18 protein-coding genes are annotated in these 25,572 nt (G+C 57.1%); 11 read left to right on the top strand and 7 right to left on the bottom strand.

The genetic code is table 11. From position 1 onward, the window contains the following. Window positions 1-93: 93 nt before the first annotated feature. From sigC to HNI00_RS14900, 4 genes are all read left to right on the top strand, one after another. Window positions 94-1,356 carry an RNA polymerase sigma factor SigC gene (sigC, locus tag HNI00_RS14915; protein ID WP_316787394.1) on the top strand — a complete coding sequence of 421 codons (1,263 nt, stop codon included), beginning with the start codon at window positions 94-96 and terminating at the stop codon, window positions 1,354-1,356. A gap of 411 nt (window positions 1,357-1,767) precedes the next feature. Beyond that, window positions 1,768-3,285 carry a GTP-binding protein gene (locus HNI00_RS14910; RefSeq protein ID WP_316787393.1) on the top strand — a complete coding sequence of 506 codons (1,518 nt, stop codon included), beginning with the start codon at window positions 1,768-1,770 and terminating at the stop codon, window positions 3,283-3,285. 14 nt (window positions 3,286-3,299) lie between these two features. Continuing rightward, a complete protein-coding gene (locus HNI00_RS14905; protein ID WP_297076655.1) occupies window positions 3,300-3,773 on the top strand; it encodes an SRPBCC family protein in 474 nt (157 codons plus the stop codon). 155 nt (window positions 3,774-3,928) lie between these two features. Then, window positions 3,929-4,075, top strand: coding sequence for a hypothetical protein (locus tag HNI00_RS14900; protein WP_172353196.1), 147 nt, complete (start codon window positions 3,929-3,931; stop codon window positions 4,073-4,075). 125 nt (window positions 4,076-4,200) lie between these two features. On the opposite strand, the gene trmD is transcribed toward HNI00_RS14900, so the two are convergent. Further along, a complete protein-coding gene (gene trmD, locus HNI00_RS14895; protein WP_316787392.1) occupies window positions 4,201-4,914 on the bottom strand; it encodes a tRNA (guanosine(37)-N1)-methyltransferase TrmD in 714 nt (237 codons plus the stop codon). Between the two features lie 763 nt (window positions 4,915-5,677). Between trmD and HNI00_RS14890 the strand changes: the two genes are divergently transcribed. Next, window positions 5,678-6,523 carry a cyanophycinase gene (locus HNI00_RS14890; RefSeq protein ID WP_420156368.1) on the top strand — a complete coding sequence of 282 codons (846 nt, stop codon included), beginning with the start codon at window positions 5,678-5,680 and terminating at the stop codon, window positions 6,521-6,523. 353 nt (window positions 6,524-6,876) lie between these two features. Further along, entirely contained in the window at window positions 6,877-9,609 is a 2,733-nt protein-coding gene (gene cphA, locus HNI00_RS14885; RefSeq protein WP_316787390.1) for a cyanophycin synthetase, read from the top strand. A 7-nt stretch (window positions 9,610-9,616) separates the two neighbouring features. On the opposite strand, the gene HNI00_RS14880 is transcribed toward cphA, so the two are convergent. Then, on the bottom strand, window positions 9,617-9,820 hold the full coding sequence (locus HNI00_RS14880; protein WP_316787389.1) for a hypothetical protein: 204 nt from the start codon (window positions 9,818-9,820) through the stop codon (window positions 9,617-9,619). A 561-nt stretch (window positions 9,821-10,381) separates the two neighbouring features. Here HNI00_RS14880 and HNI00_RS14875 point away from each other — a divergent pair. After that, window positions 10,382-11,014 carry a CP12 domain-containing protein gene (locus HNI00_RS14875; RefSeq protein WP_316787388.1) on the top strand — a complete coding sequence of 211 codons (633 nt, stop codon included), beginning with the start codon at window positions 10,382-10,384 and terminating at the stop codon, window positions 11,012-11,014. Window positions 11,015-11,125: 111 nt separating this feature from the next. On the opposite strand, the gene HNI00_RS14870 is transcribed toward HNI00_RS14875, so the two are convergent. Continuing rightward, window positions 11,126-14,347: a GAF domain-containing protein gene (locus HNI00_RS14870; RefSeq protein WP_316787387.1), complete on the bottom strand. Its 3,222-nt coding sequence runs from the start codon at window positions 14,345-14,347 to the stop codon at window positions 11,126-11,128. Window positions 14,348-14,617: 270 nt separating this feature from the next. After that, window positions 14,618-17,653, bottom strand: coding sequence for an ATP-binding protein (locus tag HNI00_RS14865; RefSeq protein ID WP_316787386.1), 3,036 nt, complete (start codon window positions 17,651-17,653; stop codon window positions 14,618-14,620). Window positions 17,654-18,208: 555 nt separating this feature from the next. Here HNI00_RS14865 and HNI00_RS14860 point away from each other — a divergent pair. After that, window positions 18,209-18,607 carry a hypothetical protein gene (locus HNI00_RS14860; RefSeq protein ID WP_297076639.1) on the top strand — a complete coding sequence of 133 codons (399 nt, stop codon included), beginning with the start codon at window positions 18,209-18,211 and terminating at the stop codon, window positions 18,605-18,607. A gap of 269 nt (window positions 18,608-18,876) precedes the next feature. Here the strand turns inward: HNI00_RS14860 and HNI00_RS14855 are convergent, their stop codons facing one another. The 3 genes from HNI00_RS14855 to tatA all read right to left on the bottom strand — a co-directional run bounded on the left by HNI00_RS14855 (window position 18,877) and on the right by tatA (window position 22,632). After that, window positions 18,877-19,362, bottom strand: coding sequence for a hypothetical protein (locus tag HNI00_RS14855; protein ID WP_316787385.1), 486 nt, complete (start codon window positions 19,360-19,362; stop codon window positions 18,877-18,879). 251 nt (window positions 19,363-19,613) lie between these two features. Next, window positions 19,614-21,539, bottom strand: coding sequence for a type I secretion C-terminal target domain-containing protein (locus tag HNI00_RS14850; RefSeq protein ID WP_316787384.1), 1,926 nt, complete (start codon window positions 21,537-21,539; stop codon window positions 19,614-19,616). A gap of 922 nt (window positions 21,540-22,461) precedes the next feature. Further along, complete coding sequence (gene tatA, locus HNI00_RS14845; RefSeq protein ID WP_297076634.1) at window positions 22,462-22,632, bottom strand: twin-arginine translocase TatA/TatE family subunit; 171 nt, start codon at window positions 22,630-22,632, stop codon at window positions 22,462-22,464. Window positions 22,633-23,052: 420 nt separating this feature from the next. Here tatA and bioD point away from each other — a divergent pair, with 420 nt between their 5' ends. From bioD to HNI00_RS14830, 3 genes are all read left to right on the top strand, one after another. Further along, the gene (bioD, locus tag HNI00_RS14840; protein ID WP_297076631.1) at window positions 23,053-23,739 is read left to right on the top strand and encodes a dethiobiotin synthase; all 687 of its coding nucleotides are present in this window, start codon (window positions 23,053-23,055) and stop codon (window positions 23,737-23,739) included. A gap of 122 nt (window positions 23,740-23,861) precedes the next feature. Beyond that, window positions 23,862-25,166 carry a glutamate-5-semialdehyde dehydrogenase gene (locus HNI00_RS14835; protein WP_420156213.1) on the top strand — a complete coding sequence of 435 codons (1,305 nt, stop codon included), beginning with the start codon at window positions 23,862-23,864 and terminating at the stop codon, window positions 25,164-25,166. A 37-nt stretch (window positions 25,167-25,203) separates the two neighbouring features. After that, window positions 25,204-25,524, top strand: a complete 321-nt coding sequence (locus tag HNI00_RS14830; protein ID WP_172355515.1) for an MGMT family protein — start codon at window positions 25,204-25,206, stop codon at window positions 25,522-25,524. Window positions 25,525-25,572 lie beyond the last annotated feature (48 nt).

Here is a 25,572-nt window from a genome sequence, read left to right as displayed (position 1 = left end):
TCAGTCCTGATGAATTAGTCCTGAATACCGGGAACACTATCGGTAAGCAGTGAAAGAAGCCCCTTGTTACCTGGAGCAACTGAGACGAGTACTATGCCAGCAAGATCTTTCTCCGCTGAGGCGGACTACAACGACTCCTCGAATGGCTTTGAGCTTCAAACTGGCGCTGTCAACGCTCAAGATGACGATTTAGAAGCGCAACTGAGCGAGGATTTGGCAAGCTTGGAAATGGAGTATGGGGCGGGTGCAATCGGCAAAAATGCCACCGCGCGGCGCACAACTGACCTAGTGCGACTCTATCTCCAGGAAATTGGGCGGGTGCGGCTCCTGGGGCGCGATGAAGAAGTCTCGGAAGCTCAAAAGGTGCAGCGCTATATGTCTTTGCTAGAGGCTTGCCACAAAGCAGCCGAACAGGGCGACCAAGCGCTCCAGCACTACCTGCAAATTATGGAAACTCAGGATCGGCTGGCATCCATGCTGGGGCATCGTCCCTCGCTGGAGCGCTGGGCCGAGGCGGCGGGGATCGCCGTGACAGAACTGAAGCCGCTGCTGGCACAGGGCAAGCGCCGCTGGGCAGAACTGGTGCAGCGTCCAGTAGAGGATCTGGAACTGGTGCAGTCGGAAGGGCTGGCTGCCAAGGATCACATGATCAAGGCCAACCTGCGCCTAGTGGTGTCGGTGGCCAAAAAGTATCAGAATCGCGGGCTGGAATTGCTGGATCTGATTCAAGAGGGCACGCTGGGTCTGGAGCGAGCAGTGGAGAAGTTTGACCCGACGAAGGGTTATCGCTTCAGCACCTACGCCTACTGGTGGATTCGGCAGGGCATCACGCGGGCGATCGCCACCCAAAGCCGAATTATCCGCCTGCCCGTCCACATCACCGAAAAGCTCAACAAAATCAAAAAAGCGCAGCGCAAAGTCTCCCAGGAGAAGGGCCGCACCGCCACCTACGAAGACATCGCTGCCGAACTCGACATGACCGCGCCCCAGGTACGCGAGGTGTTGCAGCGTGTCCCCCGCGCTGTGTCACTGGAAACCAAAGTGGGCAAGGAGCGCGACACGGAACTGGGCGACCTGCTGGAAACCGAAGGCGCATCGCCAGAGGAACTGCTGATGCGGGAATCTCTGATCCGCGATTTGCAGCAGTTGCTCACCGATCTTACCAGCCGCGAGCGCGACGTAATTCAGATGCGCTTTGGACTGGGTGACGGACAGCCCTATTCTCTGGCGGAAATTGGTCGGGCGCTGGATCTGTCTCGTGAGCGGGTGCGCCAGATCGAGGCGAAGGCGCTGCAAAAGCTGCGTCAGCCCAAGCGTCGCAACCGCGTCCGCGATTATCTGGAAGCGCTGTCGTAGCGCGATCAGCTAGTTCAACAGCTAGTCCAACCGTTAGTCCAAACCATTGAACAGTGCATCTGACCCAGTTGGATGCACTTTCGCGTTTTATAGTCCGCATTTTGTAGAGAATGTGACTGGATTTGGAGAAGGTATCTAAAGCGCTTGCCAGTCTATCTTCTACAGCAGCTTGGGAAATCGCTAGGATTAGACATAGAGCAGGATATCGGGCAAGACATCGAGCAGGCGCGATGAGGCGCTTCGTAACCCAATTCCATGCCCCTTGCTGTGCCAACTTGTGGCCAACTTGTGTGCCAACTTGTGGCTACTTGTAGCTAACTTGTAAAGCTGCCGTTTGAGGCGGATCTGAGAGGGCAATGGGGTTGGGTCATAGTTTTGAATTGTTGGCTGGATCATTGCAGGAGTTTGAGATTGGCAGATCGTAAGGACAGGTCAGACCGTTCAGGCAGTCCCCACACTAGAACCCTTCCTACAAACCCGGCTCAGGATGCTGCCGAGCGATCGCCCTTTGACCCCGCCCTGGATCAAGAACTGGACGAGGCGATCGCCAGTTTTCGCGAGATCCAGGCAGACCTAACCTACTGTCAGGCGCAGGACGCGCTGCGGGATCTGGTGAATGGGCTAGATCTGACCCCGCGAGAGCGATCGGGTCTGGAAACAGAGCTAACTAGCCTGCAAACCCTGCTGCAAAAGCTCGACCGCATGGTGGTGCAAATTGCGGTGTTTGGCATGGTGGGGCGGGGCAAGTCGTCGCTGCTGAATGCGCTGCTGGGGCAGTCGGTGTTTGAAACGGGGCCGGTGCATGGCATCACGCAGGCGGTGCAGGCGGCGAACTGGGAAATTCGGCAGGAGGCAATCGCCGGAAGCGCTCAGGAGGTTCTGCGGGTGTCGCTGCCGGGAACAGGCCAGTCGCAGGTAGAGCTGATCGACACACCCGGCATCGACGAAGTAGACGGCGAGGGGCGCGAACAACTGGCACAGCAGATTGCCAAACAGGCGGATCTGATCCTGTTCGTTGTATCGGGGGACATGACCCGCGTGGAATACGAGGCGCTGTCGGCGCTGCGGCAGGCGGCTAAACCGATGCTGCTGGTGTTCAACAAGGTGGATCAGTATCCCGATGCCGATCGTCAAGCGATTTATCAGACCATCCGCGACCAGCGCGTGCGAGAACTGCTGTCGCCGGACGAAATCGTCATGGCGGCGGCTTCGCCGATGACGACGACGGCCGTGCGTCAGCCTGATGGTCAGCTTGTGGTGCGCCGAGAAGCCGGAAAGCCCCAGATAGACGACCTGAAGCTGAAAATTTTGGAGATTTTGCACCGCGAGGGCAAGTCGCTGGTGGCGCTGAATACGATGCTCTATGCCGACGACGTGAGCGATCGCCTGTTGCAGCGCAAGCTCGAAATCCGCGATCGCAGCGCCGATGACCTGATCTGGCAGGGCGTGATGACCAAGGCCGTGGCGATCGCCCTGAACCCGATTACCGTGCTAGATCTGCTGGGCGGCGCGGTGATTGAAATTGCCCTGATCGTCACCCTGTCACGGCTCTACGGCATCCCCATGACCCAGCAAAACGCCCTCATGCTGCTGCAAAAAATGGCAATTGGGCTGGGCGGCGTGACGGCCAGCGACCTGCTGCTGACGCTGGGACTGGGTTCGCTGAAAAGCCTGCTGGGTGCGGCGGCTCCAGCCACCGGGGGCGCGTCGGTGTTGCCCTATGCCTCCGTGGCGATCGCCCAGGCGGGGGTCGCAGGAGTGTCTACCTACGTCATTGGCCAACTCACCAAAACCTACCTCGCCAACGGCGCATCCTGGGGGCCCACCGGGCTAAAAACCGTCGTCAGCGAAATTCTTGACTCTCTTGACGAAGCCTCCATTCTGAGCCGAATTAAGGACGAATTGCAGGCTAAGTTGGAGCAGCGGTAGAAGGGATGAGGAGAATGGCTGATTTTCAAATCTTTGAGCAATCTATTCAGATCAGCGCCAGCGCAACGGCGGTTGAGCAGTGTCTTACAGATCTGGAGTTGATGCATCGCTGGCTCAATCCGGCGCTGCGCTGTGAGCCTGTGGGTGTTTGGAGTACGGAACTGGGCGGCAAGAGCCGATTTCTGATTCAAACGCCGCTGGTGCAGCCTGCGCTCTACAGCACGGTGGTCGAGCGGGAGCCGGGGCTGATCGTATGGGAGTTTAGGGGATTCTTTCAGGGGCGCGATCGCTGGGAGTGTCAGCCGACTTCCACGGGCACGACGCTGGTCAATCGCTTCGAGTTTCGCATTCCCAATCCCATCGTCCGCTATGGGTTTAATACGTTTGCGGCAGAGTGGACCCGGCAGGATATGCAGGCGCAGTTGCGGCGGCTAAAGCGCGTGGCAGAAGCGGTTTACAATAGCTCACAAACCGCGCCCAAAAAGTGAAGAAACGTATGCAAAACTAAACCTTGATTACAGATTCCCAGTCTTCAATTGGGAATTGCCGACCTGGGTGATAGGTTGATGGGTATCGAATAACACCATCAAAAACTTTCGCTCGGTTTAGCTCAATGTACGATAAGAACACGAAAAAAGATTGGTTGAGCGCGGTTCTAACTGCCACGCTGGGCGCAGGAGCCGTGACCACATTTGCCATTAGCCAGGGACAGCATCCGGCGATCGCCCTCAGTATTACGGCCTTTGCAGTTTTGGCTGCCTTAATGATTGATCACTACAGCCCGTCCTGAATTTTAGCTGAAACTTGAGTCTAAATTGTCTAAATCTAAGCAAAACGGGAACCGGAAGTTGAGCTGACTGACTATTGCTCAAGCCTGAACTATTGCCCAACGAGGTAATTTTTCAGTGCAGTTTGCTAATCAGGCTCTTTGGGGAAAGACTTTTGCCGCTCCTGCCATGCCTGCCAAAGGTCGGGGCGGCGTTTCTGCGTGCGCTCGATCTGCTGTTCGTGCCGCCAGCGGGCGATCGCCTGGTGGTTTCCCGACAGCAGCACATCGGGCACTCGCCACCCGCGAAACTCCGCTGGCCGAGTGTATTGGGGATAGTCCAGCAGCCCATCCTCAAAGCTTTCCAGCTTCAGCGACTCTACTTTGCCGACTGTTCCCGGCAGCAGGCGAATCACGCCATTTAGCAGCGCCAGCGCCGGAATTTCGCCACAGGTCAATACAAAATCCCCCAGCGACACTTCCCGCGTCACCAGATGCAGCACTCGCTCGTCTACGCCCTCGTAGTGTCCACAGATAATGACCAGTTGATCCCGGCTGCTGGAAAACTCTTGAAACATCCGCTGGCACATCGGCTCTCCCTGCGGGGTCATGAGCAGCACCTCCCGTCGGGGCAGCACGGGCAGCGACTCCACCGCCGCAAAGATCGGCTCCGGCTTCATCAACATCCCCACGCCGCCGCCATAGGGTTCGTCATCGACCTTGTGATGCTTGTCGGTCGTGAAATCGCGGGGATTGGTCAGATGCACCTCTGCAATCTGGTTTGCCAGCGCTTTGCCCAGCAGTCCGGATTGCAGGGGAGAGGAAAAGAAATCGGGAAACAGGGTGATTAGGTCGAAGCGCACGAGGGGAAGAGGGAAGAACGAAGAGGGAAGAGGGAAGGGGGTTGGAAGGGGGAGGCGGCTGCTTTGGAGTATTGTTTTTTGGAATAGTTTTCGGAGTGATTTCTGGAGGCTTTGGGGGGTTGGTGGTCGTAGAAGGCGATAGGTTTTTGCACCTATGCTCAAGGAGAATGTAATGAAGCTAGGATAGGGTTCGCACAAAAACTACCGTTAAAGGCTTGAGAGTATGGTTAAATAATTACGCTTAGACTCTAGACCCATTCCCATTAGATTTGCTGATTTAATCGCAATGTGCGACTTTGCCGATCTCTCTCACCCTAAATCCCTCTCCCTCTCTGGGAGAGGGACTTCAAGCCTCTTTGCTCCCCTTCTCCCGACACGGGAGAAGGGGTTGGGGGATGAGGGCAAATTGAAAGTTGCACATCCTGTGATTTAACTTGCCGAATCTAAATTCTATTTGACTGAACTTTATCAGGATAAAGCAGAGTCGGCGATGATATGCGAGATCGCGCCTGCGAGGTTGCCCCTGCATCATTGCAAGCACCATCGCTTGTCTTTCGACGATTTATCCGAGGGTTCATGCCTTGACCGCTGGTTTCGCTGCATACTTGCTGCATAATTTACTGCACGGTAGAAGATTTCCCGGCTGTTTTTCCCTGAGTCCCCACTCGCCAGCAACCTTCACTCTTGAGTAATGAGCAACACTCAACACGGGCTTGGCAAATTATTAGAACGGCTAGTGTCGCGCCGTCCGCTTTCAGAGCGGATGTTCCAATCTGATCCTACCCTCCAGCGTCAACGGATGCCCCAGTCTACAGAAACAGCGGTTATGGTCATCGGCGGTGCCGAAGACAAAGTCCACGGTCGTGAAATTCTCCGCACGTTTTTTCATCGATCTCGCGGTGCGGATGCGCGGATTGCCATCATTCCTTCGGCTTCGCGGGAGCCGGGGGTGATTGGCAGCCGCTACCGCGAGATTTTTGAAGACATGGGCGCAAAGGATATTGCTATTTTCGACATCCAAGATCGGGATCAGGGGAGCCATCCTGATTGGCAGGCGTTTCTGGAAGACTGTACGGGCGTGTTTATGACCGGGGGCGACCAGTTGCGGCTATGCGGGCTGTTGTCGGATACGCCCATCATGGAAAAGGTGAGAATTCGCGCTCAACTAGGCGAAATTACGCTGGCGGGCACGAGCGCTGGGGCAGCCGTAATGGGGCAGCACATGATTGCGGGCGGCGGTAGCGGGGAGCCGCCGAATCGGTCGCTGGTAGATCTAACGACCGGACTCAACATTATTCCTGAAGTGCTGGTGGATCAGCATTTTCACAATCGCAATCGGATGGCGCGGCTGATGAGTGCGATCGCCGCCTATCCCGAAAAGCTGGGCATTGGCATCGACGAGGATACCTGCGCCATGTTTCAGGGCAATGGCACCTTTGAGGTGATTGGCAGAGGCACGGTGACGGTGATCGACCCAGGTCAGATTTCCTTTACCAACCAGCCCGACGCGGGCACGGACGATCCTCTGAGCATCCACAATCTGCGGGTGCATATCCTCAGTCATGGCGATCGCTTCGATTTCTACAAGCGCGTCGTCTTGAATCGGTAGGAGATCGATAGGAGATCGATAGGAGATCGATAGCCATCGGTCGCTAATGAGTAGCTCATCGGGGTTCCGGTAAGGGGCCTATCGGGGGCGATCGCCCTTCCTCGGATCGTTCCCAGGGTTGATCTCCGGGTCTATCTCAATGAGTAACCCAATGAGTAATTACTCACAAAAATGTCCTGCGGTTCATTGCGTGTAGGACGAAAATGCGTCAGGATTCAGGCAACGGGGTGATGGCAGGCAGTTCTAAAACAAACCTAAAACTGTTTCAAACAATACAGTTTGTCGTCGTTGTCCCGCTTGACACTAGACTATCGTGCTTCTAAAGCCGCACTCTATCCTGGAATCCCAGCGCTATGAAGATTCTCAAGACTCAGACGTTGCGAGGCCCCAACTACTGGAGCATTCGATACCCGAAGCTGGTGGTCATCCGGCTCGACCTCGAAGACCTGAGCGATCGCCCGTCTAACGAAATCCCCGGATTTTACGACGGGTTGGTATCCCTCCTGCCCAGCTTGGTCGAACACTACTGCTCACCTGGCTGCCGTGGCGGATTCCTCAGCCGCGTCCAGGAAGGCACCATGATGGGGCACATCGTGGAACACGTCGCGCTGGAATTGCAAACGCTGGCCGGGATGCCCGTCGGCTTTGGGCGCACCCGCGAAACCTCGACTCCTGGTGTTTACCAAGTTGTGATTGAGTACAAAAACGAGCAGGCGGGTCGCTACGCAGCGCGGGCGGCGGTTCGCCTTTGCCAGAGCATCGTAGACACAGGTCGCTATCCCGTTGAAGAACTGGAGCAAGACCTGAACGACCTACGGGAACTGGCGATGGAAGCGGCGCTCGGCCCCAGTACCGAGCATATCGTCGCCGCGGCCGAGGCGCGGGGGATTCCCTGGATGCCACTCAGCACGCGATCGCTCATCCAGCTTGGCTACGGCGAATATCAGAAACGCATCCAGGCCAGCCTCAGCAGCGGTACGGGCATTTTGGGCGTAGAGCTAGCCAGCGACAAGGAAGGCACGAAGCGGCTGCTGGCCGAAGCGGGTGTTCCGGTTCCTCGTGGCACCACGATTTACTACCTGGATGAACTGGAGCAAGCCATCGAAGACGTGGGCGGGTTCCCCATCGTCATCAAGCCGCTAGACGGCAACCACGGCCGCGGCATCACCATCGACATTAACTCAATGGCAGAAGCCGAGGAAGCCTACGATGCTGCCCAAGCTGCCTCAAAATCCCACGCGGTGATCGTCGAGCGCTTCTATCGCGGACGCGACCACCGGATCTTGCTCGTCGGCGGCAAAGTGGTGGCAGTGGCAGAGCGCGTCCCTGCTCACGTCGTTGGCAACGGTCGCTCCACCATTGCTGAACTGGTGGACGAAACGAATCGTGACCCCCGTCGGGGCACAGGACATGACAACGTGTTGACCCAGATCGAGCTAGATCGCGCCGCCTTTCAAATGCTGGAGCGCCAGGGCTATGACCTGGATACAGTGCTGCCGATGGGGCAAGTGTGCTACTTGAAGGCGACCGCAAACCTCAGCACAGGCGGCATCGCCATCGATCGCACGGACGACATCCACCCCGAAAACCGCTGGATTGCCGAACGCGCCGCCAAAATCATCGGGCTGGACATTGCCGGACTGGACGTGGTAACTCCCGACATTTCTAAACCCATGCGCGAGGTGGATGGCGTAATTGTAGAAGTCAACGCCGCGCCGGGTCTGCGGATGCACTTCTCACCCAGCGAAGGTACGCCGCGCAACGTGGGCGAAGCCATCATCGACATGCTGTTTCCGCCCGGAACACCCGGCCGTGTGCCCATTGTGGCGGTGACGGGTACGAATGGTAAAACCACCACCAATCGCCTGACCGCCCATATTTTCAAGCAAACAGGGCAAATCGTCGGCTACACCACCACCGACGGCATCTACATTGGTGACTATCTGGTGGAAAAGGGCGACACCACAGGGCCCCAAAGCGCCCAAGTGATTTTGCAGGATCCAACGGTGCAAGTCGCGGTGCTGGAAACAGCGCGGGGCGGGATTTTGCGCTCTGGGTTGGGCTTTAACCAGTGCGATGTGGGCGTGGTGCTGAATGTGGCGGCCGACCACTTGGGCATTGGCGATATCGATACGGTGGAGCAACTGGCACACCTCAAGAGCGTCGTGGCAGAAAGTGTCGGGGTGGGCGGCTATGCTGTGCTGAATGCGGATGACCCGCTGGTGGCGGCGATGGCTAGCCGCGTCAAGTCGCAGGTGGCCTACTTTGCCATGAACCCGGATAATCCCACGGTGCAAAACCACGTCGCTCAGGGCGGACTGGCGGCAATTTATGAAAACGGCTACCTGACGCTGGTGAAGGGCGACTGGGCGCTGCGGCTGATGGAGGCGGCCAGCGTGCCCCTGACGATGGGCGGCCGTGCGCCGTTTATGATTGCCAATGCGCTGGCGGCTTCGCTGGCGGCCTTTGCCCAGGGCGTTCCGGTCGAAGCCATTCGGCAGGGGCTTGCCACCTTCCAGGCCTCTGCCAGCCAGACTCCTGGCCGCATGAATCTGTTTAATCTGGGTGAGTTTCATGTCCTGTTGGACTATGCCCACAATCCCCACAGCTATGAGGCGCTAGGTGGCTTTGTGCGGAACTGGAACGGGGAGCGAATCGGGGTGATTGGCGGGCCGGGCGATCGCCGCGATGAAGACTTCATTACCCTCGGTCGGCTCTCGGCCGCCATTTTCGACCGGATTTACATCAAAGAAGACAACGACACCCGTGGACGAGCGCGGGGCAGCGCGGCTGCGTTTATCGAAGAAGGTATCCGGCAAATCCAGCCAGGTCTGAAATACGACGTGATTCTGGACGAAACCGAAGCCATTAACACGGCGCTGGATCGGGCCCCCAAAGATGCGCTAGTGGTGATTCTGCCGGAGAGCGTCAGCCGTGCCATGAGCCTGATCGATTCCCGCCGACCCATTTCGGAGGCGACCACACTCCAGCCCACCCCCGAAGCCCCACCAGAGCCGCCAAGGTTGGAAGACAACCCCTTCGAGACGGGTTTTGAAGAGTTTGTGCCCTCTGTGGCAGAGGGATAGGCTGGGGTTAGGATTCAGCGCTGATTAAGCCAGTCTGCTTGAGCCAGTCTTCAAATTCTCTGAGGGACTGGCTGGTGCCGATTTGCGCCGCCCGTTCCACTGCGCTTGGAATGATTTCCGGCGATGGGAAGGTGGGGAAACGTTGGACTGGTTGCAGATTCAACGTAGCGATCGCCCTGCAAAACGTTGCTTTTGAGCGTGCCTGAGTCATAAATCCAGATTTCAGGCACTTTGATTGCAACGTAAGCATTCAGCCGGGTCCTAGACGTGAGATCGCAGGATTGTCTTGACTAGGTCGGCACTCACAATCTTTGCCCGTTCATGCTCTGGTAGCGGAACCAGAATCTCCAGGTTTCCTCCACAGTAAGGCAACGCGAGCGGTTCGCTGCTCACCGAGTTCTTCCAAAATGCTTTCAAACTCCTGCCAGGTTGCATTTCTCAGGGTTGCCATGCTCCCTGGTGCCAGTTCAAGCTAACTAATCGGTTTGACGACGGGATTGGCGATCGTCATTGGGTTTCCCTCCGCCTTCTGAAAGTGCTGCTTAGAAATGCCACAAAAAATGCCACTTGAATGCTGCCTTGAAGCTGCTCTTTGGATAAGCAGGGTTCGAGCCTTTTGGGAATTGGGTTAAGCAGTCAGAGGCAAACTGTGTGAGGATAGTGCTGGCTCAACTTGCAGGCTGAGATTTGGGTAATTAAGCAATCGTTGGTAGCATTTGGCAATAATTGGCAACATTTAGGTTTCTCCAGGGTTTCTCATCAGGAAAGAATTATGCTGAAAGCGTCTGAGGTAATGTCCAAAGAAGTAGCGACCATTCGCGGCTCAGCCACGGTCTATGAAGCCGTTAAGCTGATGAAGGAAAAGGCGACCCGGACGCTGATTGTGGAACTGCGCCACAGCCAGGATGCCTATGGCATTGTGACTGAAACGGACGTGGTGTACAAAGTCGTCGCCTACGGCCTCGACCCGGCGCGGGTGCGCGTGTTTGAAATTATGACCAAGCCCTGCATTGTGGTGAATCCTGATCTGGGTGTGGAATATGTTGCGCGGCTATTTGCCAATACGGGCATTCACAGCGCTCCAGTGATTCAGGGCGGGCTGCTGGGGCTGATTACGCTGAACGACATCCTGACCAAGGGTGACTTTGTGGAACAGCCCAAGGCCGTGCTGCTGGAAAACCAACTGCAAGAGGCGATCGCCCATGCCCGACAGGTCTGCGCCGCCAAAGGCATCGACTCGCCCGACTGCGCTGCGGCGTGGGACATTGTGGAAGAACTGCGAGCCGAAGCCGCCCACCAAAAAGCCAATCAAACCTACGGCGATATCACAGGCGGCAAGTCTGCCTTTGAGCAATACTGCGAAGAGAACCCCGAAGCACCCGAAGCGCGAATGTATGATTCGTAATTGGAATTCGTACGGACTTACGCACTTGCGATAAGTTTGCTGGGTTTTGGACGATTTCTCGCGGGCTGTGCCCGCGAGAAATCGTCCAACTGCGTGAGTCCTACCAAAATCTCAGATCAGCGGAATGCGAATGATAAACGTTGTACCCTTGCCCACTTCCGATTCGCATTCCAGACTGCCGCCGTGACGCTGCACGACAATCTGGTAGCTGATGGACAGCCCCAGCCCTGTGCCTTTGCCGACGGGCTTGGTGGTAAAGAACGGATCAAATAGGCGATCGCGCGTTTCGGCAGAGATGCCCGGGCCGTTGTCGGCAATGCGAATGACAACGCAGCCAGTTGGCTCCGGCGACTGAGAGGGTGCGGATTCGGCGGGCGCTGCTAGGGCGATCGCGGGCTGCGGCACAAACTCAGTCGAGATGGTAATCCGGCGCGGCGGGGGGCACTCTTCTAGCGCGTCGATTGCGTTCGCCAGAATGTTCATAAACACCTGGTTTAACTGACCCGCATAGCATTCTACTTTGGGCAGCGATCCATATTCTTTTTCAACGTCAATTCCCGTTCCTTCGGCGTGATTTTTCAGGCGATTTTGCAGGATCAACAGCGTGCTGTCAATGCCTTCGTGAATATCCACAGGCTTTTTCTCTGCTTCGTCGAGCCGAGAAAAGTTTCGCAGCGACAGCACAATCTGGCGAATCCGGTCTGCGCCAATTTTCATGGAGGTCATCAGCTTGGGCAGATCGTCGCCAATAAAGTCCAGGTCGATCGACTGGAGCGCCTGGGCCACCTCATCCGGCGGATCGGGAATGTGATTTTGATACAGATTCAACAGGTGCAGCAAATCTTTGGTGTAGTTGTTAGCGTGAACCAGATTGCCGTTGATGAAATTCACCGGATTGTTGATTTCGTGGGCAATGCCCGCCACCATCTGCCCCAGGCTGGACATTTTTTCGGACTGGATCAGGTGCGCTTGGGTCTGCTGGAGGTGCTGCAATGTCTGGCTGAGCTGGGCGGCCTGGGCTTCGGCGGCGATCGCTGCTTCTCGGCTGCGGGCATATAGCTCTGCCTGGTCGATGGCGATCGCCACTTGGTCGGCAACGGCTTGCAGCAGTTCCACCTCGCTGTCTGTCCAGGCGCGGGGGCTACTGTGATAGCAGGCGATCGCCCCCAACTTGTGCGATCGCGTCTCTAGGGGCATCAGCAGATGAGCCACCGCATCAGCCCGGTTCAGCACCTCTAGCAAGCCCGGTTCCACCGCTCCGGGTCGCCCGTCGGCAATCCGCACCATTTCCAGATTCAGCACCTTTTCTCCCAGCACCCGCCCCGGCCCCAGCGGATAGTCGCCCAGCAGGCTGAGCAGCGCCGGATTGCGGGCTTCGTGAGTAATCTCCAGCCGCGTTGCCTCCAGCGTCGAGCGACACCAGAGAAACTGGCAGCGATCCACTTGGAGCAGCGACCACACCTCACTCACCGTTGTTTCCAAGATTGCCTCCAGATCCAGCGACGCGCGAATCTGGCTGGCCAGGCGAAACAGCAGCGCCTCCCGCCGACTCAGCAACTCCTCTCGCGCCAGCGTCCGGTCGATAGCAACAGCGAGACTGTTGGAAATCCAGCCCAGGGTTTTATGCACCGTTTGGGCAAAGGGCAGATGGCTAAACAGCGCCATGACCCCGATTAAGCGATCCTCTGTAACCAGCGGGTAAGCCGCAAAGCCAACCACGCGCTCCTGCTCCAGCCAGTCTTTGGAGCCGATACACATATCGTTTAGCACGTTGTCGGTAAGGTAAGGCTGGCGCGTTTGGGCGGCGTAGCCAATCACCGAAATGCCAATGGGAATGCGGTTTTGAAACTCCTTGGGGCAAGAGTAACCGCCTGCGCTGGCTTGTAGCTCCAGCAGCCGCGTTTCGGGGTTGAGCGTCCACACGTAGGCCGAGTGCGCGTCGAGATATTGCACTAGTTGGGCTGTGCAGCGCTTCAGGATGTCAATAACAGTGCCGCCCTGGGATAGGGTTACGCCGACAGCCGCGCCCAGTTCCGCCAAGTGCGATCGCGCTTTGAGTTCCTGCTCTGCTTCTTTGCGCTCCGTGATGTCCGTTCGCAGAGCGATGTAACGCTGAGGCTTGCCTGTCTCATCGAGAATCGGCACGATGGTCGTATCCACCCAGTAGAGGATATTGTTCTTAGCCCGGTTGCAAATTTCGCCGCGCCACACATTGCCAGAGGATATGGTTTGCCACAGATCCCGGAAAAACTCCCGCGAGTGATAGCCAGAGCTAATCAGCCGATGATCTTGCCCGATTAGCTCCTCGCGGGAATACCAGGAGATTTCGCAGAATTTATCGTTGGCGTAGAGGATCTTGCCCTGGGGGTCGGTGATGGCGGCGATGGAGTGCTGATTTAGCGCGAAGGCCAGGTCAGAAAGCAAGTCGTACTGCGGCGGTTTGGGATCGAGCGGCGCGTCTGCCGAAACTTCGCTGGCAGTGGCGCACAAGAGCTGGCGGTCTGGCAGCGGCCCGATGCGCCACTGGAGCCGATGATAGCTGCCGTTGCGGTGGCGGCATCGGTTTTGAAAGGTGACTTTCTTCCCTTTGGCGACGACTTTTTGAATGTGGTTGAGGGTAATTTCCCAGTCGTCGGGATGGATAAATTCTAGGAACGGCTTGGCCATGAGTTCTGCTGCGGTATAGCCCAGCAGCTTGCGCCAGGCGGGGTTGAGCCGCTTGAGGTAGCCATCTGCGCCCATCACGCAGGCCAGATGGGCCGATAGGGAAAACAGCAGCTTTTGCTCGGTTTCGGCGGCGTGGTGCTGGGCGATCGCCTCTGTCAGAGCCGCCGTGCGCCGTCGTAGCTCAAGTTGAGCAATCACCTGTCGCGCCAGCAGCCGCAAGCCGTCCATCAGCCCTTCCGATGGATTTCCCGGCTCCCAGCCCATCACCGCCAGCACGCCCAGCGCCGCCCCTGCCGGACTCAGCAGCGGCACGCCAGCATAGAACCGTACCGCAGGCGTACCTACAGCGATCGGCTCAAATACAAACCGCTCATCCTGCTGCAAGTCCATCACCAGCAGACCGTCTTCGGCGGCCAGCGTGCTGTCCAGGCACACCAGCGGATGGCAGGGCGTGCTTTCGGGCCAGCCCGTCAGCGCCTTCAGCCAATAGCGGTCTTCGCCTGCCAGCGCCGAACTATCGCCTCGCAAAAAGGCGATCACCCCCACCGACACGCCTCCTAACTGCGCTGCTAACCGCGCCAGCCCATCAAACCCCTCTTCAGGCGTGCTGTCTAAAATGTTGTACTGACGCAGCACATCGAGCGTAGCAAAGTCGGGAACTGGCATAGTTGTGGCACGGAAAGCAAGAGAAATGAGGGGCGGATAGGCGACGGGCTGCGAACGTATGAAGCGACGGAAAATTTTTGACTTGGTTTAGCGCCAGACTTAGGCACTTGCGATCAGTTTTCTAGACTTTGGATGGTTTCTTGCGGGCGTGACCCGTAAGAAATCATCCCACCGCGTAAGTGTCCTGTATTTTCCAAAATACCAGCACCAGACAAGGGGACAAGGCCCCCCATCGCCTATCTTTCCTAGAATTCCCTTACCTCTGAAAGACTATACAGTGGATTGGGGGGCTGTCTGGTGGGGCGGAGCAACGGGCAGCGCGACGGTGAAACAGGTTTGTCGGGCAGCACTGGCGACCTGAATGCTGCCACCCAGATGTTCCGTCATTTTTTGCACCAAGGCCAGCCCTAGCCCTGTGCCCCCTTGTTTCCAGCGGTCGATGCCAGGGACGCGATAGAACTTCTCAAAAATATGGTCTAGCGCCTCGGCGGGGATTTCCACCCCAGAGTTGCAGACACGCAGCACAAAGAAGCCTGAATTGGGCGAGGAAAGAGAGGCGAAATTTTGCGCTGAGGCGAGATTTGGGGCAGCGGCGAAGGGCTTGAGGGCAAACGGGCGATCGCCCCCGGTCGTTTTGGCTATCGTTTCAGTCGTCGTTTCAGTCGTCGTTTCAGCCGTCGTTTCAGCCGTCGTTTCAGTCATCACAGCAGCTTCGCAGTCAAACGGGCCGACAGCGCAAGCAGCCACCCGAATTTTTTCACCGGGCGGTGTGTATTTGCAGGCATTGTTGAGCAGTTCTGTCAAAATGCGCTCCAGGCAGGTTGGGTCAGACGTGATGACGGGCAGCTTGTCGGAAATTTCAATCTGCAAAGTCTGCTGGCGGTTGCGGATGCGCTCCTGAAACGACTCGACAATGTGCAGCACCCAGTCCCGGAGGGAGATGGGTTCCAACTCAAGGGCCTGCGTCCCGGAGGCGAGGCGCTGTAAATCGAGCAGGTCGTTGATTAAATTAGCCTCACGTTCGCACTCCGCCTCTAAAATCTTCAGATATTGCTCGCGCCGCTCGTTCTGCTGCGATAGTTTCAGCATATTGATCGCCATTTTGATATTGGTAATCGGGGTTCGCAGTTCGTGAGAGACGGTGCTGAGAAAATCGTCCTTGAGCAGGTTCAAGTCTTCCAGCGCCTTGAGCTGAATTTGGGCCGCTTCATATAGCCGCGCCTGCCGCAGGGCGATCGCACACTGGCTGGCCACCTGCTGCACCAGCCGCACCTCTGGCTCCTCAAAGCATTCGCCCTGCGGCTTAAATAGCCATAGATCCCCCAACACGCCCTGATCGTCCCAAATCGGATGGGCCAGCACCGTCATCATGCAGGCAGTGGGGCGGACTGGATGGGGCAGCGCGGCGCAAAACTGGCAGGATTCTCCCCGCAGCAGCAAACCATGAACCTCAGAAAACTCGTTGGGAATGGCAAAGCTCGTGCCCAGCGCCGACGGCAGGGTGGTTGTATATTCGTACTGAATTGTCGAATACTTCTGGTCGGCACTGTAGAGCGCTGCATCGCAACAGAGGAGGTTTAGCTCTTGCCCCAGCGCCTGCACCGCCGTCTGCAAAATCTGCGACTCGTCCAGGCTGTCGCGCACGCTGTCGGTAATGCGCCTGACCAATGCTTCGTAGCTCAGCGCCTGCTGAATCGCGCCAAACTGCTGGGTCAGCGTTTTGCCCATCGTTCTAAAGTTTTTGACCAGAAACGCGAGTTCGGTGATCTGGCTGTCGGGCCAGTCGATGGGCTGCCCAGCCAGCAGCTTGTCGGGTAGATTGGTCGTTACCTGGGCAAGTCGGGACAGGGGGCGCACCATCCGCTGGCTCACCAGCGCCGACACCAGCAGCGCCAGCAGCGCGATCGCCAGCAGCAGCGCCAAATTTCGAGAGTAGATGCTCTGGATATTTCGCATATCCGGCTGGGCAGAAGCCATGACTTCCAGCATCCAGGGCAGGCCTGTATCCACAGGCACTTCCTGCACAAAGGAGGAGTTGATCCAGCGCACCATGATGGGCCGGTGTTTGTCGGGAAATAGCTGGTAGAAATGCTCATCCAGTTGCTCAATGCTGCTATTCTCCGGCAGTTGCAGCAGCGAACCGGGCGGGCGATCGCCCCGCGTACTCAGCACCACCGCCTGCCGCCGCCCAACGAGCGTGAGATCCAAATCCTGGTCGCCAGCGCTCTGTAGCAGCAGGGACTCGACTCGATCGAGCGTCAGTTCACTGGTGATCAGTCCTTCAAGCTGCCCATCCCGCACAATGGGGAAATTCCAGATGACATAGGGCGGCGAATCGGGCACCACATCCGACAGAATCGGCTGGAGTGTACGTCGGGCCAGGGCTGCATAGGGGCTTAGTGGGGCGATCGCCGCGTCGAATGCTTTGCCAAACGGCTCATCCAATGTCTCATCAAACGCTTCATCAGACCGATTGCTCGATCGCGATCTGTTGTGGCTGGAAACCAGCAGCCGCCCCTCCCGATTCCACACCTGCACCTGGCGCAAATCGGGCAACAGCCGTTGGGTCGATTCGAGATGGTGCTGCAAATGCTCCAGATCCGTCTTGTGATACTGCACGACTTGCAGCGCCAGTTCGTTCGCCGACCGCAGATGTTCCTGATGCCACGACCGCAGCGCTGCCACGGCATAGCCCGATACCCGACTGAGATCGGCCTGGGCTTCGGCCCGAATGTTGTCCACCACATCGCGGCTGGCAAGCACAATCAGCAGCAGCGTCGGAAAAAAGACAAACGCCACCAGCAGATTAAACAAGGTTTGCTGAACAGCGAGGGAGTTGATGGCGCTGGGTCGATTTAGCCAGCGGTGGATAGGCAAATAGGTCATCAATAGGCTGGCAACCAGCGCATTGAAGATGCCATTCACAGGCTGCTTGAGCAAAATGATTTGCACCTGGAAGGGGTCGGCCTGCAACACGCCCGCATAGAAAAACCAGCCCAGGGGAACCCCGATCAGCAGCCAGAAGAGTCCATCCAGCAGCACGATGTTTGGACGGTTTGTGGGGCGATCGCCATAAAACAAAACGCCCACAAACAGCGCCTCCAGCGTAAAAACCACGCCCGCGTAGAAATGTCCCCACAGAAAGTAGGTACAAACACCGCTCAACGCCCCTGCCAACACGCCCCACCGAACCCCATAAAACCCCACCACCAGCCACACGGCAATGGAGCCAAAAATCAGGTCAATGTTAAAAAACAGGTTCCATCGCGCCAGATTGCCCAGATAGCTGGCGACGAGCAAAATCACTAGACCCAGAAGACTTCTGCGCCGGAGAGGGAAACCAGTGAGTTGCCTCAGTTGGCGCTTTAGCCCCATATCGCCTGCCCTTTCCAATAGGCTTTACAGCATCTACCCACGCCACTCAGCATTTCTTCGCAGTTCGTTATTTGTGAGATGTGTTAGCGCATCAAAGCCTTACGAGATGATGCGTTACGGCTAAGCCTAACAGCACCCTACAATGCGATTCATTATCGCCGACTTGCTTATCGCTGACTTGCTTATCGCCGACTTGCTTATCGCCGACTTGCTGATTTGCAATTGCACGCTGCTGTCTCTATATAACCCCAAGCAACTTGCGGAATCTGCATTCACGCTTGGGTCTGTTTCAAAAGTTGATTTTTAGGCCAGGTTTTTCAATGCTAGGACTTACGCAGTTGGACGATTTCGCGCAGGCTGAAACGAACCCAGGATTCGGAAATCTCTCCTGGGAAATTCGAGCTTTCCATCTGGGCTTGGTATGATCCGCATTATCACAATGAAGGAGTGGATTCGCAGAAATCCCGATTGTTTAGGGAGACAGCCATGAATCAAAACGGCTATGGGGGGTTGCGGTTTACCCTGTCAGGACTGGGGTTTTGGATAACCTTGCTGGCGATCGCCTGGCTGCTGGGCATGGTGGGGCTGGGCTGGCTGGTGAAGTCTTTTATCGTGCTGATTGGGCTGCTGATTCTAACGCCTGTGATTGCCTTTTTTGCTTTTCGCTGGTGGCTCAGCCGCAACCTAGTGGAAGCGCCCTGCCCCGTCTGCGACACTCGCTCCGCAGGCATCAACGGCACCCAACTTCGCTGCCCCAACTGCGGCGAGGCGCTGCGGGTCGAAAAAGGCGCATTCTATCGCCTCACGCCACCGGGCACGATTGATGTACAGGCCGTGGAGATCGAGGCTCGCCCCATTGAGGAAGCAAAGGATGAGAGGGGCTAGAGACGCTTGATGGCTGCCGTTTTTGCATAGCTGCCGTTTTTGCAAATTGCAGAAACAGCCTAGCAGCTTAATAAGTTGCTAGGCATTGTCTTAAGACTTTCTAGGTTGTTGATTGCCCTGAGTCGATCCCCTTAAATCCCCCTTGAAAAGGGAGACTTCCGGATCGGTTTGGCCCAGTTCCCCCCTTGTTAAGGGGGGCTAGGGGGGATCAAAGGGCCTTAAAGCACGCCCTAGAGTGAGTAGCAGATCTACCCCCGATCGCCCGTTAGTTACGTCTTCTCTGCTTCCGATTTCAGCGCCCGATCTAGCACCGTCCTCGCCTGCTCTGCTTGGGCGCGGGCTTCCCGGTAGCGCAGGTTTGCCTGGGCGTAGGTTTTTAGCACCTTAAAGCCCTCTTTGAGGCTGGCGATTTCTTCTTCGCTGACAACCTCGTCGGTGAACAGGGTGTCGATTTGGGCACGGATCTTCATCGCCTCGTCCCGGGAGGCCTGCACCCGCAGCTTTAGGGTGGCCAGGTTGCTGAGAACCTGCACGGCCTGAGTGATTGCGTCTTCATCTTCGGTGTTGGTCAACACAGGCTCCTTGACTTCGATAAACTGATGGGGCCCAAAGCCATCGGAAAGATCCGTGGGCAGGCTGCCGGATTCCATTAGCTCAATGAGCTGATCCATCGCTTTGTCGCGGGCTTTGGCGGAATCCTTGCCGGGAACGGTGAGGATCACGTCGGGGCTTTGGGCGAGCGTATATTGCACCATAGGGCGTTGGGGGAATGAGTAAAGTACCTATGTACTAATTTTACTCGATGGACGGTTCGCAGATTGGGTTCGCACCAGGATGGACCTGAGGGGCGATCGCCCTTCTGGGATGACCCACAGTCCAGCAGCAAACCCACATGACGAAGCGATCGCCCAACTCACCCACCCCACAAGCCGGAGTGTAAGGGCGATCGCTTCAGAGCGTAGCGCAAAATTCCCAGAACGGAACAATGTCTCCGCAGGAACGGCGGCTAGGCAATCACGAAATTTCGAGGTCGCACTGCATCCAGCGACACGTTTCGCAGCGTCACCAGCGTTATGAAATCTAGCCGCAGGCCGTTGCCGTCGCGGTCGATTTGCACTTCCGTATTCGCGCCATTTTGCACCAGCCGGATGAACTGGTTGTATTGAGCCGTGGGGCTGGGCGCAGCAAAGGTGGGGCTGCGGAAGATGCCACGCAGGTCAATGCGATCCACCGCTTCAAAGTCGGTAATGATATCGCCTGCGTCGTTTAGGTTGTTATAGACAAACATATCGATGCCCTGTCCACCTGACAGCACATCGGCTCCGCGCCCGCCAATCAGGATATCGCCGCGCTTGCCGCCCCGCAACGTGTCGTCGCCGTTGCCGCCCACCAGTTCATCTCGCCCATCGCGCCCAATCAGCAGGTCATTGCCTTCGCCGCCAAACAGGCGATCATTGCCCCGTTTGCCGTCTACCACATCATTGCCCCGCTTGCCGCGCAGGATATCGTTGCCGGGAGTGCCCGCAATCCGGTCGTTAGCGGCAGTGCCGTTGCGAGTGATGCCAGCGGGCCCGTTGTTAAAGTCGATGGGTTCAATGGGCGTGCCCAGGCTCACGTCGATGCGATCGCCCACATAGCGGCGCACCGAAAAATCTCGGTCAAAGAAGCCCACATTGGTTCCCACCAGCACCACATTGCCATCGGGCTGGAGCGCAATATCGGCATTGTTGTCCGCCGCATCGAGATCCGTCGTGACGCGCCCGTTGCCGTCGAAGCTGTTGTCCAGAGAACCGTTGCTGTTGTAGCGCAGCAGAGCAGCCCTGCCATCGCTCACCGCCAGCACCAAAATCTTGCCATTGGGCTGCACCAACACCTTCTTTGCCGTGCTGTTATTGCCCAAACTGGTCGTGACGCGCCCATTGCCGTCAAAGCTAGAGTCGAGGCTGCCGTCTCGGTTGTATCGCGCCAGGGCGACCCGTCCGCCGCTCGTCCCTGCCACCAAAATCTTGCCATCTGACAGCAGCACCGCATCCGTCACCGCATCCACGGTGGTAAAGAAGCCGCCAAAATCGGTAATTCGCACGCCCGATCGCCCAAAGCTGCGGTCGAGGGACCCGTCGGAGTTATAGCGGGCGATCGCAAAATCATCGCTACTCGTCCCCACGGCGATCAGCTTGCCGTCATTTTGCAGCAGCACCCGTTGGGCAATTGAAAACGTCGTGCCGCTGCCAATGCGCGTCCGCACAATGCCCCGACTGCCAAAGTCTCGGTCGAGCGACCCATCCGTGCGATAGCGCACCAGCGCAAACGCCGATCCGTCGGTGCCCGCAACCACAATCTTGCCGTCATTTTGCAGCAGCCCGTCGCTAACCTGCGCCGTAGCCCCCAAGTTGGTCGAATTGCGCCCATTGCTATCAAAACTGGTGTCGCGAGAACCGTCTGTGCGATAGCGGGCCACTGCAAAACTGTTGCCGCTAAAGGTACTGCTGCTTTGGCCAATCACCAAAATCCGACCATCATTTTGCAGCAGCACCTTACGAACCGTTTCAGTGGCTCCAAAATTGGTAGACTGGCGGCCATTTCCGGCAAAGGAACTGTCAAGCGAACCGTTGAGGTTGAAGCGGACAATGCCAAAATCGCCATCGCTGTCGCCCACCATGATGAGCTTGCCGTCAGATTGCAGCACTGCATCGCGCAAAACCTGCGTGCCGCTGAAGTTCAGCACGGTTCTGCCGTTGCCCGCAAAGCTATTGTCTAAGGAACCATCCGCCGTCAGCCTGGCCGCCGAAAAGCTGCCACTGCTGTCGCCCAGCGCCAGAATTTTGCCATCGGCTTGAACCAGCACTTTGCGAGCCTGGTCGAGGCCATCTAGCCCAAAGGTGATGCGGCCGTTGCCATTGAAGGTGGTATCGAGTTTTCCGGGAGTTGACATACTGAAAGGAAAGTTTGGGTGAAAAGTGACTGAAGGGACGTGCGCTTTGAGAGTAGGAAATCAGAAAAAAATCAGTCAGAAAGTCAGGTAAAGAAGCGCCAAAAATAAAGAAGTGTAAAAGCTAATAGAGAGCTAACAGAGAAACGGGCAAAGGAGGCAGTTAACCTCGCCGCCTCATGTTTTAGCGCGTGTGGGTCAGTTTGCTCTATCCCCTGACAGCATGATTTCAAAAACTGCCCGATTGCAGGATTAATTGCCTGTAATGTCTTGGAAGAGCCTCGATTTTTCCAGCGGAAGCGCTAGAGGACGGAACATATGATGGATTTGGGCGATCGCAGGTTCCCGTTCGCTCCCCAATGTATAAGGGTTTCTGCTGGAAAAGCCTGTTGGAAAAGTCTGTTGGAAAAGTCTGTTGGAAAAGATGGGCGACGTTCCCAAGGGGCGATTGCTGATCGTAGTTAGTACGAAATCAGGGCAACGTTCCCAAAGGGTGATTGCTGATCGTAATCAGCACGAAATCAGCACGAAATCAGTTATTCGACGCGATAAGCACAAGACTGCCCCACTGCACGATGATGGCTTCTCGAACGGGACTGACCTGCCGCACTGCCAACAGCACTTGCAGCATTCTCAGCAGAACCGCCCCTGACGCTACTCAAGTCGGCCGTCTGGATTAAGCGCGGGGCCGGAGCTTGCAACGTTCCCAGCAGAACCGCCCCTGACGCTACGGCAGGGTTCAGCAGCTTTACGGTTTCTATGACTTTTTTTCAAAAGTTCCTCTCCCAAAGCGGGAGAAGGATTTAGGGTGAGGGTTACAAAAGTGGGATGAACTCTATCCGGTGCATCTGGCGATCGCTCAATCTGTTCTCGGATTGCCTCTGAGGTAATGCCACTTTGAGCGGCCAAATCTGGACTTTGGGGGCTATTCTTCCAGTTCGCGATCGCCCTCTTCGTCTACTTCGTTCATCCCTTCCTTGAAGCCCCGCAGCGTCTTGCCCAAAGCCCCGCCCAGTTCAGGGATCTTTTTGGGCCCAAAAATAAGAATCGCAACGACTGCAATAATGGCAACCTCAGGCCAGCCCAAACCAAACATAACGCTCTCCTGCCAGTCATTCTGTCCCCACTATACGGGAATTGTCGGGCATCGCGTCGCCAATCTGGGAACCGCCCGAATCGCCCAAAGTGCCGCCATTGCAGACAAAACCTCCAAAACCTCTAGAAGGCGCTTAACCCATACAGGTAGGAGCCTATGCAGGTATGGGCATCCTCAACACTAGTTCTGGGGACGGCTTGACCGCTGCGATATAATGTAGGTTTTCGCTGGGAAGAATTCTGTCCCAGTTTTTTTATCCAGCAGGACTTACGCACTTGCGATCAGTTCTCTGGGCTTTGGAGGATTTCTCGCAGGCTGCGCCCACGAGAAATCCTCCAACTGCGTAAGTCCTATCCCGTTTGCTAGCTTGAGTTAGCAACTGGAACGTGTCTTTTTGGAAATGGTCACTAGGAGTTGGTTTTGAGCGCGCTTTTGATTGCAGCGACGGATTCAGATACGGGAAAAACAGTGCTAATTTCGGCACTGGCGGCCTACTGGCAGGCCCACAGCGGCGGGCGATCGCTCGGCATTATGAAACCTGTGCAGTCTGGCAAGGGCGATCGCGAACTCTATCAGCGCCTCTTCCCACTCAACCAGTCCATCAGCGAGATCAACCCCATCCACTTTGACTCGCCCCTAGCGCCGCCCATCGCCGCCGAAAAAGAAGGCCGCAACATCAACCTAGACAGCGCGTGGCACACCTTTGAAACCCTTTCTAAACAAAAAGACTGGGTGCTGGTCGAGGCGTTGGGCAGCCTCGGTTCGCCTGTCACCCACGAAACCACGGTCGCCGACCTCGCTTGGGACTGGCGCATCCCTACCGTCCTGGTGGTTCCGGTGAAGCTGGGGGCAATTGGGCAAGCGGTCGCCAATGTCGCCCTCGCCCGCCAGGCCCGCGTCCATGTCAAGGGCATTGTGCTAAACTGCATCGCGCCCTGCACCCAGCAGGAGATTGACGACTGGGCCCCTGCCGACCTGATCCAGTCCCTCACCCAGGTTCCCATCCTCGGCCTGATTCCCCACCTGCCCGACCCCACTGACCTCGGCCGCCTCACCCAAGTCGCCTCTGACCTAGCGCTGGAGCGGCTGATGCCAATGAGAGGATAGTAGGTAACAAGTGGGTAACAAGTAGGTAATAAGGTAGGTAACAGCGCAGGCAAGCCTCCCAAAATCCAAAATCCAAACCCAAAACCAAAAACCCAAAATCAAAACTCCAACCCTCTACTCCCATGCTCACCTCCACCCCCGACCTCAAAACCCTGGCCCAGCAGACCCGTTCGGCGGCACGGCGGCTAGCAGCGCTGTCGGGCGAGGCGCGAAATCAGGCAGTCGGGGCGATCGCCCTTGCCCTGGAAGCGGCCGCCCCAGAGATTCTGGCGGCCAACGCGGCAGACTGTGCGGCGGCCCTGGAAGAGGGGTTGGCAAAACCGCTTTATGGGCGGCTCAAGCTGGATGAAACCAAGCTGCGCGGTGTGATTGCCGGAGTGCGCGATGTGGCACGGCTGGCCGACCCGGTGGGCCAGGTGCAGCTTCATCGAGAACTAGACACCGGACTGGTGCTAAAGCGGATCACCTGTCCGCTGGGCGTGCTGGGCGTGATTTTCGAGTCGCGGCCCGACGCGCTGGTGCAAATTGCGTCGCTGGCCATCAAGTCGGGGAACGGAGTCATCCTCAAGGGCGGGCGCGAGGCAGTGCGCTCTTGCGAGGCGCTGACTCAGGCAATCCATCAGGGCTTGCGGTCGGTAAACCTAGACCCGGCGGTGGTGCGCCTGCTGACGACGCGGGAGGAAACGGTGGCGCTGCTGGGGTTGGATCAAGAGGTGGATCTGATCATTCCACGGGGTTCCAATGCCTTTGTGCGGTTTGTGCAGGAGAACACGCGGATTCCGGTGCTGGGCCATGCCGACGGCATCTGCCACCTATACGTCGATCGGGCGGCCGACGTGGCCCAGGCGGTGGCGATCGCCCTTGATGCCAAAACCAACTATCCCTCCGCCTGCAATGCCATTGAGACGCTGCTGGTGCATGAGGCGATCGCGCCAAAGTTTCTCCCTGCGATGGTTCCGGTCTTCCAGTCCGCAGGCGTAGAACTGCGCGGCGACGACCGGACACAAGCCCTAGTCGGCGCTGCTATCGAGCCTGCCACGGAAGCAGACTGGGCAACGGAATACAGCGATCTGGTTCTGGCGATTCGTGTGGTGGATTCGCTAGAAGCGGCGATCGCCCACATCAACACCTACGGCTCCCGCCACACCGAGGCGATCGCCACGCAAGACGACGCAGCCGCCGCCACGTTTATCTCTCAAGTAGATGCAGCGGGCGTGTTTCACAACTGCTCCACCCGCTTTGCCGACGGCTTCCGTTACGGCTTTGGCGCAGAAGTCGGCATCAGCACCCAGAAAATGCCGCCCCGCGGCCCCGTGGGGCTAGAAGGGCTGGTGACCTACAAGTATCAGTTGGTGGGCAATGGGCATATCGTCAACACCTACAGCGGCAAACACGCCCGCCCCTTCACCCACCGCGACCTCGCCTGAGCCGCCATCCTCACTTCTGCGCTCACCCCGGAAACCAATGAACACCTACCAGGTGATCTACGACATCGTGCGGCAGATTCCCTATGGGCAAGTCGCCACCTATGGACAAATCGCTGACCTAGCGCAACTCTACGGCAAGGCGCGGCTGGTGGGCTATGCGCTCTATCGGGTCGATATGCAAAATTCCGACATTCCCTGGCATCGCGTCATCAATGCCAAAGGCGAAGTATCGGAATCTCCCCTGCGCTACGGCACAGACTATTTGCAGCGATCGCTCTTAGAAGCCGAGGGCATCGAGTTTAGCCCAGAAGGAAAGGTGGATTTGCGGAAATATTTGTGGCGGCCGGGGGGAGAGTGAAGGAAGGAAGAACGAAGAAGGAAGAACGAAAAGGGAAAAACGTTTCAT

This window comes from Thermoleptolyngbya oregonensis NK1-22 (genome assembly GCF_032705245.1).
GTDB classification, from domain to species: Bacteria; Cyanobacteriota; Cyanobacteriia; order Elainellales; family Elainellaceae; genus Thermoleptolyngbya; species Thermoleptolyngbya sichuanensis.
The sequence above is the reverse complement of the archived record's forward strand: the minus strand, read 5'-3'. Positions and strand labels throughout refer to the sequence as shown.